This is a genomic window from Shewanella sp. SR44-3 (assembly GCF_014163735.1).
Classification (GTDB): Bacteria; Pseudomonadota; Gammaproteobacteria; order Enterobacterales; family Shewanellaceae; genus Shewanella.
Genome location: NZ_JACJDV010000009.1, coordinates 45,773 through 63,897 on the forward strand (window position 1 = coordinate 45,773; position 18,125 = coordinate 63,897).

The 18,125-nt window shown below is 45.4% G+C and carries 14 protein-coding genes; 7 read left to right on the forward strand and 7 right to left on the reverse strand.

What is annotated here, in order from left to right; all coding sequences use genetic code 11:
- Positions 1-36: 36 nt before the first annotated feature.
- From mtgA to H5073_RS07220, 3 genes are all read right to left on the reverse strand, one after another.
- Entirely contained in the window at positions 37-714 is a 678-nt protein-coding gene (gene mtgA / locus H5073_RS07210; RefSeq protein ID WP_182678396.1) for a monofunctional biosynthetic peptidoglycan transglycosylase, read from the reverse strand.
- Positions 715-929: 215 nt separating this feature from the next.
- On the reverse strand, positions 930-1,307 hold the full coding sequence (locus H5073_RS07215; RefSeq protein WP_259394848.1) for a helix-turn-helix domain-containing protein: 378 nt from the start codon (positions 1,305-1,307) through the stop codon (positions 930-932).
- Positions 1,308-1,352: 45 nt separating this feature from the next.
- On the reverse strand, positions 1,353-1,643 hold the full coding sequence (locus tag H5073_RS07220; protein ID WP_182678398.1) for a putative quinol monooxygenase: 291 nt from the start codon (positions 1,641-1,643) through the stop codon (positions 1,353-1,355).
- Positions 1,644-1,864: 221 nt separating this feature from the next.
- Here H5073_RS07220 and proB point away from each other — a divergent pair, with 221 nt between their 5' ends.
- Positions 1,865-2,974, forward strand: coding sequence for a glutamate 5-kinase (gene proB / locus H5073_RS07225; protein WP_182678400.1), 1,110 nt, complete (start codon positions 1,865-1,867; stop codon positions 2,972-2,974).
- 133 nt (positions 2,975-3,107) lie between these two features.
- On the opposite strand, the gene H5073_RS07230 is transcribed toward proB, so the two are convergent.
- Entirely contained in the window at positions 3,108-3,449 is a 342-nt protein-coding gene (locus H5073_RS07230; RefSeq protein WP_182678402.1) for a hypothetical protein, read from the reverse strand.
- A gap of 274 nt (positions 3,450-3,723) precedes the next feature.
- On the opposite strand from H5073_RS07230, the gene dnaK reads away from it, so the two are divergent.
- The 4 genes from dnaK to dinB all read left to right on the forward strand — a co-directional run bounded on the left by dnaK (position 3,724) and on the right by dinB (position 9,650).
- Entirely contained in the window at positions 3,724-5,640 is a 1,917-nt protein-coding gene (dnaK, locus tag H5073_RS07235) for a molecular chaperone DnaK (protein ID WP_182678404.1), read from the forward strand.
- A 124-nt stretch (positions 5,641-5,764) separates the two neighbouring features.
- Positions 5,765-6,895 carry a molecular chaperone DnaJ gene (gene dnaJ, locus H5073_RS07240; RefSeq protein WP_182678407.1) on the forward strand — a complete coding sequence of 377 codons (1,131 nt, stop codon included), beginning with the start codon at positions 5,765-5,767 and terminating at the stop codon, positions 6,893-6,895.
- A 108-nt stretch (positions 6,896-7,003) separates the two neighbouring features.
- Entirely contained in the window at positions 7,004-8,500 is a 1,497-nt protein-coding gene (locus H5073_RS07245; RefSeq protein ID WP_182678409.1) for a DEAD/DEAH box helicase, read from the forward strand.
- A gap of 73 nt (positions 8,501-8,573) precedes the next feature.
- Positions 8,574-9,650 (forward strand): DNA polymerase IV, encoded by a 1,077-nt coding sequence (dinB, locus tag H5073_RS07250; RefSeq protein ID WP_182678411.1) that lies wholly within the window; start codon positions 8,574-8,576, stop codon positions 9,648-9,650.
- 18 nt (positions 9,651-9,668) lie between these two features.
- On the opposite strand, the gene H5073_RS07255 is transcribed toward dinB, so the two are convergent.
- The 3 genes from H5073_RS07255 to barA form a co-directional block, all read right to left on the reverse strand.
- Entirely contained in the window at positions 9,669-10,676 is a 1,008-nt protein-coding gene (locus H5073_RS07255) for an AEC family transporter (protein WP_182678413.1), read from the reverse strand.
- A 113-nt stretch (positions 10,677-10,789) separates the two neighbouring features.
- On the reverse strand, positions 10,790-11,386 hold the full coding sequence (locus H5073_RS07260) for a YjaG family protein (RefSeq protein ID WP_182678415.1): 597 nt from the start codon (positions 11,384-11,386) through the stop codon (positions 10,790-10,792).
- Positions 11,376-14,228, reverse strand: coding sequence for a two-component sensor histidine kinase BarA (gene barA, locus H5073_RS07265; RefSeq protein ID WP_182678417.1), 2,853 nt, complete (start codon positions 14,226-14,228; stop codon positions 11,376-11,378). Before barA ends, H5073_RS07260 begins: the two co-directional genes overlap by 11 nt.
- Positions 14,229-14,329: 101 nt before the next feature.
- Between barA and rlmD the strand changes: the two genes are divergently transcribed.
- Positions 14,330-15,754 carry a 23S rRNA (uracil(1939)-C(5))-methyltransferase RlmD gene (rlmD, locus tag H5073_RS07270; RefSeq protein ID WP_182678419.1) on the forward strand — a complete coding sequence of 475 codons (1,425 nt, stop codon included), beginning with the start codon at positions 14,330-14,332 and terminating at the stop codon, positions 15,752-15,754.
- Between the two features lie 151 nt (positions 15,755-15,905).
- Positions 15,906-18,113, forward strand: coding sequence for a GTP diphosphokinase (gene relA / locus H5073_RS07275; protein ID WP_182678421.1), 2,208 nt, complete (start codon positions 15,906-15,908; stop codon positions 18,111-18,113).
- Positions 18,114-18,125: the final 12 nt, after the last annotated feature.

The window sequence follows — 18,125 nt, forward strand, 5'->3', positions numbered from 1 at the left end:
GCTCGCATTCTAGCAGTAAAAGTCACTCAAATCCCTTTAATTAAGGATGGTTTTGAGATAGCCGCTGCCAAGTTGGCGCATTTGTTTTTCCCCCCAGGCCACGCGTTGATGTAAATAGGGGCTTAAATGGTTAGGATTACGGCTGCGAGGGCTCGGCAACAGTACGGCTAGCCGAGCGGCTTGATTAATGGAAAGCGAGCGTGCCGATTGATTAAAATAATGCTGGCTGGCGGCTTCCACGCCATAAATCCCTTTACCAAATTCCGCCACATTCAAGTACACCTCTAAGATGCGTTTCTTGCCCCAAACCGCTTCAAGACTCACCGCTAGCAGGGCTTCTAGACCTTTGCGAATAAAACTTCGCTCCGGCCAAAGCAAGAGGTTTTTTGCGGTTTGTTGAGTGATGGTACTGGCGCCGCGCAGGCCTTGCCCCTCTTCATGCTGGTTAAGGGCTTTAGTGATGGCGGTAAAATCCATACCAAAATGCTTAGGAAACAGCTGATCTTCAGCGGCTATCACGGCCAGCGGCAAGTGCGGTGGCAGTTCATCTATACTTACCCAATGTTGGGATACTGGATATGCGCTTTGCAGCATAAATGAAGTGGTCGGCGGCGGTACAAACCTTAGCAGCAGTAGAAATAACGTCATCACTAGTAAAAAACGCCATGTGGCAAACCAAGTCCAACCAAAAAAACCGCGTTTACGAGCTGTCATTAACTGCCTTATCTAATGGTGAATGAGCCTATAGGGCTGTGGGGGCTTTAATGTGCAAGAGTATAGGGTATTGCGCATTAAGACCCAAGGTGAATAAAGGGCTTAACAATATCTTGTAGTGATAACCGTGCCAGTCATGTTTATTGATGTTTATTTAACTTTAACTTATTGATTTGTTTTTTTGAAAAACTGTTTGTTTACGTTAATTATTTATCTCATTGAAATAACCTGGGAGCACTTGCGATAAGCAAGTTTATCCTTGTTCTGTGATTGCTATTTTTTTTTGCTCTTTTATCTATTTCATTGTTACTCGGCGTCAGCAAACCATCGGTAATTAATTTTTGTATTGTCCGTGTCATAACAGGTCTTAATACATCGAGATGGACGGCTATTTCGTGAGCATAGAGGCTGGTTCTATCGGGTTCTCGGTCAATAACAACGAGAATTAAAAATCTAAGTTGAGATAAATTATTGGCAGAAAAGTAATTTTCAATATTTGTTACTAACAGGCTCACTTTGCGCATTATAGCTAGCGCTTCTAAAACTGAATCCTGCTCCTGATGGGATAAGTCAGTAGCATAATTAGCCAGCATCACCTTTGTTGGTAACTCTTTGAGAAAAACATAATTATTTAATCTTTATCCTAGCTTAGTGAGTGTGGTTATTTCAGGAGGGCAGGCTAACCAGTCGTTATAGGCTTCAAAAACAGCTTGGGTATATTTCATCTCATGATGATTTTGCAAAGCTTTATCATCAAGCCACTCTTCATAAAGAAATAAATTGCCCTTAGTGTCTTGATGCAGAGCAAACTTCAGGCAGCCAGGCTCTATCAAGGTTGTGGGAATGATGTTCATTATTGCTGCTTTTGCTAGATCAAAACATTCAGTTTTAGGGGTGATCTTGGCAAGAATAAATGTGTGTTCAGTCATAGTATTATTTTCCACTTAGTACAAATGTAGTTATCACGGGAACTACATTTGTCGTTGAGTCAAGATAAGCAGCGTCGAGTATTGGAAACGCAGCCCGTCCATACCCAAGATGATGAAAAATATTAAAAGAAAAAGCGCTAAGTTTCCCTAGGCATTCTTTTAGGCTTTAGGTATAAAAGTAGTCCTCTTTGTTGAACATTTTAGGTGTTAGGTAAATGCTTATGGCGTATCGCCGCGTGGTGATTAAATTGGGAACGTCTGTGTTGACTTCTGGTAGTAAAAAGCTGGATAAGGCGCACATGGTGGAGCTGGCTCGGCAGATGTCAGTATTGATGAAAGCGGGCGTGGAGGTGGTCTTGTGTACTTCGGGCGCTATAGCCGCGGGGCGTGAGCATCTTTCTTATCCCATATTACCGGACACCATGGCTCATAAACAATTATTAGCCGCAGTGGGTCAAAGTCAGCTAATTTTAGCTTGGTCGCAACTGTTTAGCCTCTATGGCATCTATGTGGGGCAACTGCTGTTGACTCGTGCTGATCTTGAAGACAGGGAGCGCTACCTCAATGCTCGTGACACTATCAATACACTGATAAGTAACAATATAGTGCCCATCATTAATGAGAATGATGCGGTTGCTACCAATGAAATTAAAGTGGGTGATAACGACAATTTATCGGCGCGGGCGGCGCTTTTGTGTGACGCGGACTTGCTGATTTTATTGACAGACCAAAAAGGTCTGTTTGACAGTGACCCAAGAAACAACCCTAACGCTAAGCTGATTGCCCAAGTGCAAAATATCGATGATAGTTTGCGCTTGCTCGCAGGTGGCTCGGGTTCTGCCCTTGGCACCGGCGGCATGGCAACCAAATTGGAAGCCGCTGACATTGCTCGTCATGCGGGCATTGAAGTCGTGATAGCCTCAGGGCACCATGAAAATGTGATCATTAAAGTGGTTGAGAAAGAGTCAGTTGGCACTCACTTTAGCGCCATCGATAGCCCACTTGAGAGTCGTAAACAGTGGATTTTAGCCGGTCCCGCCGCCAAGGGCTGCTTAGTGATTGATGATGGCGCAGCGAACGCTGTGATTAATCAAGGCCGTAGTTTATTGTCTAAAGGGATTATTAGAGTTGAGGGGGAGTTTGCTCGTGGGGTGACCCTGCGTATTGTTGATATTAATGGCAGAACCTTAGGCCGAGGCATAAGTCGTTATTGTGCTAAGGATGTCAGTCAGATTTGCGGTAAACATTCCGATGAAATTGAATCAATCCTAGGTTATGACTATGGCGATGCCGTGGTGCACCGTAATGACATGGTGGTACTGGACAGCTAGTCCTTATTACGCGATGAACTTACAGATGAGCAGATAATCCATCGGATGAATAACGAACTGACGGATAATAAGGTGAATAGGGGGGATTGATATAAAGCGTCAGTAAGTCCTGACGCTTTATTTTACTAAAAGTTTATTGGGAATGAAGATAGGCGCTGGGCAAGGCTTCTAGAGTGATGCGATTTACGGTGGTCACTCCCCAAACACCAATAAAAGCCAGGCTCATTATGACTGAAGCCAAGCGGATCGCTTGGGCATACTCCATCACATAGGTGAAGTATTTACGCTGAACTTGATTAGTAAAATAGACCGCAGGCCAGATAAATACTGCGAGGTACATGGCTGGATACTGGGTTGAACTATCGCCATAGAATTTTTCAAAAGTGATGATGACAGCTGTCATCAATAATGCCACCATTCTTATTTTGTGCTCGGTTTGCTCCGAGAGTTCCCATCTGGGCAGTCCTGTTGCCATGTGTCCTCCTGAATCTCAAGTGATTAATCCGTTAACACCTCTTTAGTTATAATGTGCTTCTGCTGGATTTTCAACCTGACAGTCTAGGGACTTAATCATTTTCAATAATTTTTTACTTCAGCCCTTGTAATTGTTTGTCATGTCCCAATATAGGGTACTAAGGAAGATATGAGTGGCAATGATTAAATCAGGCTTGCGCACTTGAAAAGCATAACCCTGCGCCCCATATCGATAAACAGTAAACAAAAATTAGATTGAACTACCGGAGAACCTCATGGGCAAAATTATTGGTATCGACTTAGGCACAACAAATTCATGTGTGGCTGTCCTTGACGGCGGTAAAGCACGCGTTCTAGAAAATGCAGAGGGCGATCGTACAACGCCTTCTATCGTTGCTTATACCGATGATGAAATTATTGTTGGCCAACCTGCAAAGCGTCAGGCTGTGACTAATCCAACGAACACATTCTTTGCTATCAAGCGTCTAATCGGTCGTCGTTTTAAAGATGACGAAGTTCAACGTGACGTTGATATCATGCCATTCAAAATCATTGGTGCTGATAACGGCGATGCATGGGTTGAGCAGCGTGGCAACAAGATGGCGCCACCACAAGTGTCTGCTGAAATCTTGAAAAAGATGAAGAAAACCGCTGAAGATTTCCTCGGTGAAGAAGTGACCGAAGCGGTAATTACCGTTCCTGCATACTTTAACGATTCACAACGTCAAGCCACTAAAGATGCTGGCCGTATCGCAGGTCTTGAAGTTAAGCGTATCATCAACGAGCCAACAGCAGCAGCATTAGCTTACGGTATTGATAAAAAGCAAGGCGACAACATAGTTGCAGTATACGATTTAGGTGGTGGTACATTCGATATCTCTATCATCGAAATCGACAGCAATGATGGCGACCAGACTTTTGAAGTACTAGCGACAAACGGTGACACCCACTTAGGTGGTGAAGATTTCGATAACCGTTTAATCAACTATTTAGCTGATGAGTTCAAGAAAGATCAAGGTCTTGATTTACGTAAAGATCCTTTGGCTATGCAGCGTTTAAAAGAAGCCGCTGAAAAAGCAAAAATCGAACTTTCAAGCACCACACAAACTGAAGTTAACCTGCCTTACATCACAGCAGATGCAACAGGTCCTAAGCATTTAGTGGTTAAGATCACTCGTGCTAAGTTAGAGTCTTTAGTTGAAGATTTAATCCAACGCAGCCTTGAGCCATTAAAAGTTGCGCTAGCAGATGCTGACTTATCCGTTTCTGAAATCAACGAAGTGATTTTAGTCGGTGGTCAGACGCGTATGCCTAAGGTACAAGAAGCAGTAACTAACTTCTTCGGCAAAGAGCCACGTAAAGACGTTAACCCAGATGAAGCCGTTGCTGTTGGCGCAGCAATTCAAGCAGGTGTATTGTCTGGCGAAGTAAAAGACGTACTACTACTTGACGTTACACCACTATCTCTTGGTATCGAAACCATGGGTAGCGTAATGACTAAGCTTATCGAGAAGAACACCACTATCCCGACTAAAGCACAGCAAGTATTCTCAACCGCTGACGACAACCAGAGCGCTGTGACTATTCACGTGCTTCAAGGTGAGCGTAAGCAAGCGAGCGCTAACAAATCTCTAGGTCAGTTTAACCTTGAAGGTATTGAGCCAGCACCACGCGGCCAGCCACAAGTTGAAGTGATGTTTGACATCGATGCCGATGGTATCTTACATGTGTCAGCGACTGACAAGAAAACCGGTAAGAAGCAAAACATCACCATTAAAGCTTCTTCTGGTCTGTCTGATGAAGAAGTTGAGCAAATGGTACGTGACGCTGAAGCTCACGCCGATGAAGATGCAAAATTTGAAGCCTTAGTTCAAGCGCGTAACCAAGCTGATGGCTTAGTTCACGGCACTAAGAAGCAAATTGCAGAAGCTGGCGATGCGCTACCCAGTGACGAGAAAGAAAAAATCGAAGCTGCAATGGCCGCTGTTGATGAAGCGAGCAAAGGCAAAGATGCTGAAGCTATTGAAAAAGCCACTCAGGCACTGATTGAAGCTTCTGCTAAATTGATGGAAATCGCTCAAGCTAAGTCTCAAGCTCAAGGCGGCGAAGAAGCGCAAGCTAAAGATGCTGGCCAAAGCAATGACGACGTAGTAGATGCTGAGTTCGAAGAAGTTAAAGACGACAAGAAGTAATTAACTGTTTTAACAGTTAGCTTCACTACTACGGGCGTTGAGGTCTACCTCAAACGCCCGTTTGTCCAATTAATTTAAGCTAAGTTTTACCACTTATCTTGAGATATTCGAGAAAAACAACACTATGTCAAAGAGAGACTATTACGAAGTATTAGGCATGGGTCGCGACGCAAGCGAACGTGACATCAAGAAAGCCTATAAGCGCTTGGCCATGAAGTATCACCCGGATAGAAATCCAGGTGATAAAGCGGCTGAAGCTAGCTTTAAAGAAGTCAAAGAAGCCTATGAAATTTTAACTGACGGCGATAAGAAAGCCGCCTATGATCAGTTTGGTCATGCAGGCGTTGATCCAAATCGTGGCGGCGGTGGTCATGGCGGCGGTGATTTCGGTGACATCTTTGGTGATGTTTTCGGTGATATTTTTGGTGGTGGTCGCCGTGGCGGTGGTCAACGTCAAGCCGCCCGTGGTAGCGACTTACGTTACAACCTAGAATTGTCTTTAGAAGAAGCGGTTCGTGGACTCACCAAAGAACTGCGTATTCCGACCTTAGCAGCCTGTGATTTATGTGATGGCAGCGGCGCTAAAAAAGGCAGCTCAGCCACGACTTGTGGTACCTGTCATGGCCAAGGCCAAGTGCAGATGCGTCAAGGCTTCTTTGCAGTGCAACAAGCCTGCCCAACCTGTCATGGTCGCGGTAAGATCATTAAAGATCCTTGTGGTAAGTGTCACGGTGAAGGTCGCTTCGAGAAGAGCAAAACCTTATCAGTTAAGATCCCTGCTGGCGTAGACACGGGCGATCGTATCCGTTTAGCTGGCGAAGGTGAAGCGGGTGAATTTGGTGCCCCAGCTGGGGACTTATACGTTCAAGTGAGCGTACGCGAGCATGGGATTTTCACTCGTGATGGCAATAACTTGTACTGTGAAGTACCGATTTCATTCAGCAAAGCTGCTTTAGGTGGTGAGATTGAAGTACCGACATTAGACGGCAAAGTCAGCCTTAAGATCCCAACTGAAACTCAGACAGGCCGTATGTTCCGTTTACGTGGCAAAGGCGTTAAGTCGGTTCGTAGCCATGCTATTGGCGATTTACTCTGTAAAGTTGTGATGGAAACTCCGGTTAACTTAAGCGAACAGCAAAAAGAGTTGTTGCGTGAGTTTGAAGCAAGCATGACTGGCGCCTCGAAAAAACACAGCCCAAAAGCTGAAGGTTTTTTCGATGGGGTGAAGAAGTTTTTTCAAGACTTAAATAGCTAAGCCGTTTAGTTATTCAGCCATACTTAAGAAGCCACTCAGATGATGAGTGGTTTTTTTATGCCCAAATGGGTAGACTGCGCGTCTCGCTCTCTTGAAAATGTCCATTGAATGTCATCATCTAACGCTACTGTTTCAGCCAATTCCCCCGCTATTCACACTGTTACTCATTCAGGTACTCATTCGGCTGATGCCGTTAAATCAGTCGCTTTCAATGAGCTTGGTTTATCAGACGCCTTGGTCAGTGTGTTACCTGCAAAGCTCAGTACTGCCACCCAAGTGCAATTACTGGCTATACCGCCGGCACTTGCTGGAAAAGACATCTTAGCCTTAGCGCACACGGGTAGCGGTAAAACCTTAGCCTTTGGCTTAGTGCTATTAGAAAAGCTGCTTTCACAATTAAAGAATGAGCCCTATAAGGGCGCACAGGCCCTAGTGATAGTGCCCACTCGCGAGCTTGCCCAGCAAGTGTTTTCAGTGCTTGACGCTTTGGCAAACAAACTGGGCATACGCTGCCAACTTTTGTGTGGCGGCTTGGATGTTGAAGCCCAGCACTTAGGGTTAAAGCTGCAACCCCAACTTATTGTTGCCACCCCAGGTAGGCTGCTGGCCATGGCCCAAGGCAAGAGCCTTCTGCTTGATGAGAGCCTTCAGCGAGATGATAGCCATCAGCGTGATAAAACAAGTCTTCAGCGTGATGATAGCGGCCTTCAGCCCATCGAAGAACGGCTTAAATTAACCGAGATTAAGTATTTAGTGCTCGATGAAGCAGACCGATTATTGGAAATGGGCTTTTGGCCTGATCTGCAAAAAATCATCGCCTTTATGCCCGCTAGTTGCCAAAAATTGCTGTTTTCGGCGACCCTGCCAGCGCCATTGCGAGAACTTGGTGACAGTTTGCTCTACAAACCCCAGCGAATTGAAGCAAAAGCTGCCAGCACCCAAGTATCTGAAATAGAAGAGCGGGCCTATTTAGTCAATAAAGGCAGTAAGGCTCAGGCGCTGATCGCTCTGCTAAAAGATGCCCTGCTGAAACAAGCAGATAATAAACAAACAGGCATTAAACAGCCATCGCTGCAGACCTTAGTGTTTATTAACGGTAAAGATGATGCCGACAGCCTAGCCAAAAAGCTCAACAAGGCAGGACTGAATGCCAAAGCCCTCCATGGTGATAAAGAGCAAAACATCCGTGATCAGACGCTAGCAGAATTTAAGCAAGGCACAGTCACTGTGCTGGTGGCCACAGATTTACTGGCAAGAGGGATACATTTGTCAGAGTTGCCCCAAGTGATTAACTTTGCCTTGCCAGAGGCTGGGGCCACCTACGTGCACCGTATTGGCCGCACAGGTCGTATGGGGGCTAAAGGCTTAGCTATTTCGCTGGTGTGCCATGGTGAGTCTCAATACCTTAAGGCAATAGAAGCCTTTACTCAAAGACCGCTTAGGCTCAATGCCTTAGAAGGGTTTCCTGTCACGGATAAACCTGCCCCAGAAACGGCGGCTAATGCTAGTCATACCGACAAACCTAAGCGTGCCCCAAGGGATAAACAGGCTAATCGACGCAGCATGAACAAGAAGAGCATTAAAGATTTTCAAAGCAAAAAGTAACTCGGCAAGATAGCAGTTGATCACTGTTTTTATATACAGTAATATGAGTTTCCCTCATTACTGTGATTAACCTATGCGTAAGATCATTCATATCGATATGGACTGCTATTTTGCCGCCGTTGAAATGCGTGACTTTCCTGAATTTAAAGGAAAACCTTTGGCCGTGGGTGGCCGAAGTGATCGCCGAGGTGTCATCAGTACCTGTAATTATGAGGCAAGAAAATTTGGGGTGCGCTCAGCCATGTCGAGCCACAAGGCTTTGCAGTTGTGCCCTGACTTGGTATTAGTGCCAGGCCGCATGGAGGTCTACAAGTCAGTCTCAGCGCAAATACGTAGCGTGTTCACCCGCTATACTGACATCATAGAGCCCCTGTCCTTGGATGAAGCCTATCTGGACGTCACAGACAGCCCTTACTGTAAAGGCAGCGCTACCCTGATGGCCAAGGCCATACGTGAAGAGATATTCGAACTCACAGGGCTCACGGCTTCAGCCGGCATAGCGCCGATTAAGTTTTTAGCCAAAATCGCCTCAGATTTAAATAAACCCAATGGCCAATATTTGATCACCCCAGAGCAAATCCCTGCATTTGTAAAAGACTTACCCTTAATTAAAATTCCTGGTGTAGGCAAGGTGACCGCCGCTAAGCTTGAGGTATTAGGCCTGCTTAATTGCCAAGATGTGCAGCAATACCCCAAAGATAAACTGATCAATGCCTTTGGTAAGTTTGGCGTTGTGTTAATCGATCGCGCCCATGGCATAGATCCCAGAGGACTGAGTATGGATAGGCTGCGAAAATCCGTCGGGGTAGAAACCACCTTAGCCCAAGATATTTATACCTTAGAGCAATGCCATCAAATTCTGCCAGGGCTTATTCAAGAGCTGGCAACCCGCTGCACAAAAAGCGCTAAGCAGAGGCAAATTCACAAGCAAGTGGTGAAACTTAAGTTTTCAGACTTTAAACAAACCACCATAGAGCACAGAAGCGATGAGCTAAACATTAACTTGTTTTACCAGTTACTGTCCCAAGCGTTAGCCCGCAGTCAAGGTCGTGGGATACGCTTATTAGGGGTGAGTGTGGGCCTGAGTGATAGCCAAGTCAGTGAGTACACGCCAGCCCCTTACGGTGCCCAGCTTGATCTAGGGCTTTAGTCACCGCAAACTTTCCCCTCATAATCCACTCGATAATAGGCGCTCAATGATAGGTAAACTAATGAAGGTTAGTGCAGTGCTTATCAAGATGGCAAAGGCGCTTTGAGCGGTATGAATTTGATAGCGCTGCGCTAATAAATATACGCTTGCTGCAGTGGGCAGTGAAGCCAAAATTACTCCCATGGTGAGCCATTGGCCTTCAACCTTAAATAAACACAGTAAGGCATAGGCGGTTAATGGTTGAAGGATAAGCTTGAGAACATTAATCAGACTAAGCTCAATGACTAATGCCTTGTCCCAGCGCTGACTGCCAGAATCTCTATGCATGGCTTTGGTAAGCACCATGCCGATGGCAAACAGGGCACAAGGGCTTGAGGTGTTACCCACTTGATGCAGCATTTGGCTGAGGCTCTGTGGAAGGCTTAAGGCCGCAGCAGAGACCGCAACGCCTAAAATACTGGCGATAACGATGGGGTTTGAACCTAAGGCTTGTAGCATGATCATTAGTGGGTGTAGCCGGGGACTACTGGGGAGGACCGTGGGCTCAACCTCGGTATATTTAGCCGCTTTGCTGGTGGCAATTTCTATGCTCACTAAGGCAAAGGCGAACATGATAACAGACAATAGACTGGCGATAGCTGCAGCCACTAAGGCACTTTTATCTTGGGGAAATAGCATAGTCAGTAAAGGAATGCCGATAAAAGCTGTGTTGCCAAAGGTGGCATTCAGGGCTCGAATTGCCCCAAGTGCCGATTGTTTGGGATTAGCCCAAAGCGATAATCCTAGCGCAATCACATAGGTGGTCACCATGCTCAGGCTTAAGGCAAAGATAAAGCCCCACTGGGTGATGGAGGCGAACGGGGTTTGCGCTAATGCGATAAACATGATGGCGGGAAATGCCACATAATACACATATTGATTGAGGACGTTATCGCTGTCGCTGGGAAGGACTTTGCTTTTTTGAACTAAGGCCCCAAGTAACATAATGCCAAAAACGGCGGCTATGGGTGTGAGGATAGGGCTCATGACTAGGTCCTGCTATTGGTTATATACACATTAATATTTTTGGTATCAATGCATTAGGTGAAGAATATGAATCACCTAATGCAGGGCCGATTAATGCGAAGCTAACCTTTAGCTTATAAGCTGATGCCGATGTTAGACACACCAGCGTCTATGACATCTTTGCGTAGGCCTTTTACTAGCTCTGCATTGATATCAGGATTGGCTTCTATGATCGCTAATAAGGCATCTTGAAGTTCCTTTTCTTCTTGCATGACTTCGTGGGCAAACACATAGTCATCCAAGGCATCATCGGTTAAGCTTTCATCACTAAGGGCTTCAATGTAATTTGCCACAGTACTCGATGATAGTTTACTGATATTAATGATATCTTCTTCATTTTTACCATCAATAGCAGCCATCAACATTCCTATGCCAACGGCTGCATCCATAGCAGGATAAACCCCGTAGGCTTCAAACTGACTTGGATCTGGAGTGTTGTCTTCGAGGCGCTGTAGATGTACGTCTATATTAAACTTAAGTTTCTTATCGTACTGCGACTGCCATAACAATTCTAAGGCAGTAGACAATACTTTTGGCTCACCAAATTCACAAACTTCGCTAAAAAGTTGGTAGTTAGGCAGCATGCGCTGGCACAGAGCAATGGCAAAAAGTTGCTTTTGTGGTAGCGAGAGGGCTTTAAGGCGTTTGAAAAAACCTTGTTTATTGGTCATGGTTAATATCCGCTGATAGCTGTGTTATCACTTGATTTGCGGCCGATTCTACCTTAGTTAACTCATCAAGTAACTCTAGTATTTCCGGTTCAAGATCAAGAATAGAGGTTTGTTTCTTCAGTGAAGACTCCAATGCATGGCAGAGCTTCTGAGTATTTGGCACCCCGCAATAGAGGCTTGCGCCATGTAATTTGTGTACCGTATAGAGCATTTTGTCTTGATCTTGGTCCGCAAAAGCCTGTTCGATTTGCGCTATGGTCTCAGGGAGCGATTTAACCAACATCTTGAGCATCTCTAAGGCTAAATCTATTTTTTGATTCACTTGCGTCAGACAAAGCTCCCAGTTAAGGGTTTGCAAGTCAAAATGGGTAAACTTAGGCTTACTGATCCAGCGCTCAATAACGGCTTTAAGTGATTTTTCGTCTATGGGTTTTGGCAAGTAGCCATCCATGCCGCTGTTTAAAATACTCTCCTTTTCCTCCGCCAAGGCATGGGCTGTGACCGCGATTATAGGGGTGTTGCGATTCATCGATTCTTGGCGAATGAGTTTTGTCGCTGCAAGCCCATCGATCCCAGGCATTTGGATATCCATAAAAATCAGATCAAAATGTTGCCCTTGAGCAAGCTCCACAGCGGCTTCACCGCGATTAGCTGTGACGACATTTGTGACGACTTCCTGCAGTAAGGTATCGATAAGCATCAGGTTGGCTGGATTATCATCCACTGCCAAGACTGTCATGCTTTGACGTTGATAGCTTTGCTCTTTTGGTAACTCAGGAATGATCAAAGTTTTGGCTGGTGGATAGATAAGCTGTCTTGCTAGGGCATAATCGCTTATAGGAGTAATGACTAAGTTATCAACACTATTACGCAATTGGCTAACCATGGTTTCGTGCTCAAAACAGTCGTGCAATAAAATAAGGCTGCCGACTTTCGCTCTGGCTTGTTGCAACAACAGCCCCAAGTCTTGTGCGCTATCGAAACCATGGCAGCTGATAATTGCATAATCATAATGGTTATTTGAGTTGGCTAAGGTGCCAATGAGCTCGGCAACCTTACTAAGGCTGGTTAGGGATAATTGCCAAGATGTTAAACGGCGACTCAAGGTTTCACGGGTCAAAGTGCGTGGTTCATACAAGAGTATCGATTTACCTTGTAACACATCCATGGGCAGTACTTCGCCGATTTGAAATTGGCTTAGGTTTAAAGGCAGAATAAACCAGAAATTCGAGCCTTTTTCATTACTTGAGGTAAAGCCTATTTGGCCCCCCATCTTGTTGATCAAGCGTTTAGTAATAACCAGGCCAAGTCCGGTGCCGCCAAAACGTCTGGAGATGGAAGAGTCAGCCTGACCGAAAGCTTGGAACAAGTATTCTTGTTGACTTTCATTGATGCCGATACCTGTGTCGATGACTTCACAGCGCAAGGTCACTCTATCATCGGTTTCGGCCACCAAAATAATTTTAAATACCACACTGCCAGAGTCGGTGAATTTGATGGCATTGCCCACAAGGTTAGTGATGATCTGATTGACACGCATGGCATCGCCACTGACGTTTTCTGGTACATTATCGTCGATATCGATGACCAGCTCTAATCCTTTGGATTGTGCACTTGGCGCGATAATTGTGATGGTTTCAGCGACCGTTTCACGCAGTGAAAATGGCATTTTCTCCAGTTCCATCTTGCCAGCTTCAAGTTTGGAGAAATCTAAGATGTCGTTAATAATGCCTAATAAATTACTGGCGCTGCGTTCAATGGTTTTAATGTAGTCGAGCTGACTTGCATGGAGCGGTGTTTTTATTAGCTGCCTTGCAAAACCTATCACCCCATTGAGCGGAGTACGCAGCTCGTGGGACATATTGGCCAAGAATTCTGATTTAATTTGGCTCGCTTCTTGAGCGCGCTTCTTGGCTAAATCTAACTCGACGTTTTGAATCTCAATCTGCTCTAAGGTTTCCCTTAGCTCAAACGTGGCCTGGTCGATATTTTGCTGCATTTCATCATGGTATTCGCTCAAAGAGCCTGCCATGGCATTAATGCCGCGCTTTAATAAGTCCAGCTCTCCGATAAGGTTGCCATCTAAGCGCGCATCCAACTTACCTTCACGAATTTTAGCCACCACCCGCACCATTTCAGTAATGGGAAAGTTCACATGTTTCACTAAGCGGAAGGTAAAGAATAAATTGAATTGCACCCCAATGAGCACGATAACAAATGCGGCAATGGCGGCCCTGTGTTGCTCTAATAACGCATTTTCTTTATTGAGCAATATGGCAATGTACCCCAGTAATTGCTGGCCTTCTTTATTTTCCATGCTGGAGTCTGGTATGGCTTGGCTACTGGGCGTTGCCGTATTTGTAATTCCAGGCGCCAATTGAGCAAATAAGTTAATGCCAGTCTTGCCAGTATTTGAGACAATTGGCATACGGATAATTAATGAGTCATCTAAGGTTTCAAATTCATCGGGATTTAAGCTTTCTAGCGCTTGTTTGTAGCGCATGCTTTCGAAATCTTTGTGATAATGGGATGTCACAAACAGGTGATTTTGCACATCGAAGATGGCTATGGAGCGAATAAGCGCCGAATTACTCAGTTGAGATGCGGACAGTAAACGTTTGGTAACTTCACGGTTATCAGCCAATAGACCGAACTCGCTGGCAATCGCTAAAGGCTCCACTATGCTTCGACCTTGGGCAATTAAGGTCTCTTCGAGCTCATAAAAGCGGTTTATGGTAAAGTAGCTGCCCAGTAAGATACCAACCAATACGGTAGGGGCTAATGCCAGTACCAAGACCCAAGAGCGCAGACTGTATTTGGTCAGATTATTAGCGCTTTTCATAATTGTGGCTTGGATCCCTAACACATAAGAAATGATATTAAGTCTAGACTGCCAGAAATGACGCACTCTTGACTAGTAATTTATTAATATTCGAGGCCTAAATGGCGCAATTTTTTAAAGAAAAAGCGAATAAATCTAAGCAGCTATCTTCTAAGCTTAGTTTAAACGTCACTCAACTTGATCATCTCGGTGCCGGTATGGCCCAACATCAGGGGAAGGTTGTATTCATTGCTCAAGCCTTACCCGGTGAGCGAGTGACGGCGCAATTTACCGATCAAAAAAAGAGTTTTGCAAAGGCAAAATTGATTAAAATCGAACAAAAAAGCCCCCAGCGTATTGATGCTAGCTGCCCGCACTACGGTCATTGCGGTGGTTGTGATTTACAACATCTTGCCCTAGATGCCCAGCAAACCCACAAGCAGCAAAGCTTGAATGAATTGATGGTGAAGCTTTCTGGCAGTGATAGCATTGAGCCACAAGTGCAAGTCGCGCCTTTAGTGTCAGCGCCTTGGCATTATCGTCGCCGCGCACGGTTAGCAACCTTCTTTAACAACAACGATAAGAGCTTAAAATTAGGCTTTCGCGCCCTAAGCAGTAACCAAATTGTGCCCATTGAGCAGTGCCCTGTATTAGCTGAGCCATTATCGGCGCTGATCCACCCGTTTGCTGTGTTGTTGTCGCGCTTAAAAGCTAAGGCAAGCTTAGGTCATCTCGAGTTGACTCAAGCCGATAACGGCACGTTTGCCGTGCTGCGAGTCACCAAAGTCTTGCCTGCTGCCGATGTTAGGGTCTTGGTGAGTTTTGCGCTTACCCATGACATTCATCTTTTACTGCAAGATGGTAATGGTGAGCTAACGGATGTCAGTACTGTAGTGCCTTCTAAGAGTGAGCCTGCATTACAGGTTAAACCTGAATTACAGGTTAAGCCTGCTGCAATAACCTTACCTGAGTATTCCTTAAGCCAAGGGCAAATCAATTGCCAATTTACCCCAGGTAATTTTGTGCAGGTGAATGCTGAAGTTAATCAGCGCATGGTAGAACAAGCGGTTAACTGGCTTGATTTGCAAGTAGGTGAGCGTGTATTAGATTTATTCTGTGGCGTGGGAAATTTCAGTTTAGCGCTGGCAAATCGCGGCAAGATACTGGCTGGACTTGAAGTTATCGGTGTTGAAGGTGTGCCTGAAATGGTGCAGCAAGCTCGAGATAACGCTAAACGCAATAACCTGGGGAACTTAAGCTTTTATCATGCGGATTTAAGTGCCGACCTTTCAAATGAAAAATGGCTAGGGAAAATCGATAAGCTATTATTAGACCCCGCCAGAGCTGGAGCTTTTGAAAGCTTGCAGTGGCTACAGAAGATGAAGCCTAAAAAGGTGGTTTATGTATCATGTAATCCAGCAAGCCTTGCCCGTGACAGCAGTGTGCTGCTCAATCAAGGCTACAAGTTAACACAGCTGTGCATGATAGACATGTTCCCGCAGACGCACCATATTGAAGCCATGGCGCTGTTTGAAATTGGCTCTTAACATAGGTACGACTTGACCTGTTTTGTGATAAAAAGCTTATATTTTATTCACTTGAATGGGATAGGATTGACAATCTAGTTTGAATGTTCAAGATAAAGCTTTTTGATGCTTTATATATTTAAATTGTACCTAAAGTACTAGGAAGACGACTATGGTCTCTGTTCGTGAAGCACACTTTAATGCGCCAGATTTTCAATTAGATGAGTGGGTTGACCGCTATATTGAACATCCTGAAGATGCGCAAATTGTTCTCAAACTCATTACTGAGTTAGCGGCGCTTGGCTTTAAGTCAAACGCCGAGCGACAAGAAGTGATGGAACGTGCTCGCGAAATGATAGAGATTTTAGCGCCGCTAAACATGGACATAGAAACCTTGCAAGCCGCGCTGCTATTTGTGCTGCTGGATGCAGGCAAGTTGACCGAGCTTAAGGTCGAGGAAGATTATGGTCCCAAACTTGGCAGTTTAGTGTCAAGTGTTGTCACCATGAACGCCATTGGCGCTTTAAAAGCCAGTAAAGATAATCGTAGCGGCGAGCCGCAAATCGATAATATCCGCAAGATGCTGCTGGCTATGGTGGAAGATGTGCGCGCCGTGGTGATAAAACTTGCTGAGCGGGTGTGCTTATTGCGAGCGGTCAAAAACGCCGATGAAGAAACACGAGTGCTGCTTGCCCGTGAAATTGCCGACATTTATGCGCCTTTAGCTAACCGCTTAGGCATAGGCCAGCTCAAATGGGAGCTTGAAGATTTATCCTTTCGCTATCTGCACCCAAATACTTATAAAGACATCGCCAAGCAGCTGGATGGTAAGCGCCTCGATCGAGAAACCTTCATCGATAAGTTTGTGACTCAGTTGCAGCAAAAATTAGATGCCGATGACATTCGCGCCAAGGTCTATGGCAGACCGAAACACATCTACAGCATTTGGCGCAAGATGAAAGGTAAAGATTTAAAATTTGATGAATTGTTCGATGTGCGCGCCGTGCGTATTGTCACCGATCGTCTGCAAGATTGCTATGGCGCGTTAGGGGTAGTGCACACCCTTTGGCATCATATTCCCCGCGAGTTTGATGACTATGTCGCCAACCCTAAACCTAATGGCTACCAATCCATCCACACGGTAGTGGTGGGGCCAGAAGGCAAAACCGTTGAGATTCAAATCCGCACCGAAGCCATGCATCAAGATGCTGAGCTTGGGGTGGCGGCTCACTGGAAATACAAAGAAGGGCCGCAAGCTGGCAAACAAAGCGGTTATGAGGAAAAAATTAACTGGCTGCGTAAAATCTTGCAGTGGCAAGAAGACGTGGCCGAAAGTGGCAACTTGGTGGATGAAGTGCGTAGCCAAGTGTTTGAAGACAGAGTCTATGTCTTCACGCCAAGCGGTGAAGTGGTGGACTTGCCGCTAGGCTCGACCGTGCTAGATTTTGCCTATTATGTGCACTCTCAAGTGGGGCATAAGTGTATTGGCGCTAAAGTCGATGGCCGCATTGTGCCCTTTACTTATCAAGTGCAAACCGGTGAGCGCATTGAAATTATCACCTCTAAGCACCCCAACCCTAAGCGCGATTGGTTAAACCCAAATCTTGGTTATATTAAGTCGTCTCGTTCGCGTTCTAAAATTCAACATTGGTTTAAGCAGCAGGACAGGGATAAAAATATTCCTGCGGGCAAAGAAATGCTTGAGGCTGAACTGTCTCGCATCAATCTTAAGCTTAAAGATGCTCAAGTGGCGGTTGAGCGGTTTAATTTAAATGGCATGGATGACATGCTAGCGGCGCTAGGTGGTGGCGATCTTAAATTAAATCAAGTCGTTAACTTTATCGAAAGTAAAGTTCGCAAGACGCCAGATACCGAGCAAGAGATAGTTGAAGAAATTATAAAAAAAGCCCAGCCCCGTAAAGGTAACAGTGGCAAAGGGCAGGTTGAGGTTAACGGTGTCGGTAATTTATTAAGCCATATAGCTCGTTGCTGTCAACCCGTACCTGGGGATGAAATTTTTGGCTATATCACCATGGGGCGCGGTATTTCTGTGCATCGCAGTGATTGCGAGCAAGTTAAAGAGCTAATGCGAGTTCACCCAGAGCGTGCTGTCGATGTGATTTGGGGCGAAAATTATTCCGGTGGTTATCGCCTTCGAGTACGTGTCATCGCCCATGACAGAAGTGGTTTACTACGTGATATCACCACAGTGTTAGCGGCGGAGAAGTCCAATGTGATGGCCATGAGCTCATCATCAGATGTTAAGACGCAAACGGCGACAGTGGAGCTGGAATTAGAGCTTTATAATCTTGACGGTTTAGAGCGGGTAATGGCAAAACTTACCCAAGTGGAAGGCGTGATTGAGTCACGGCGCTTATAAGGCTCAGTAAAG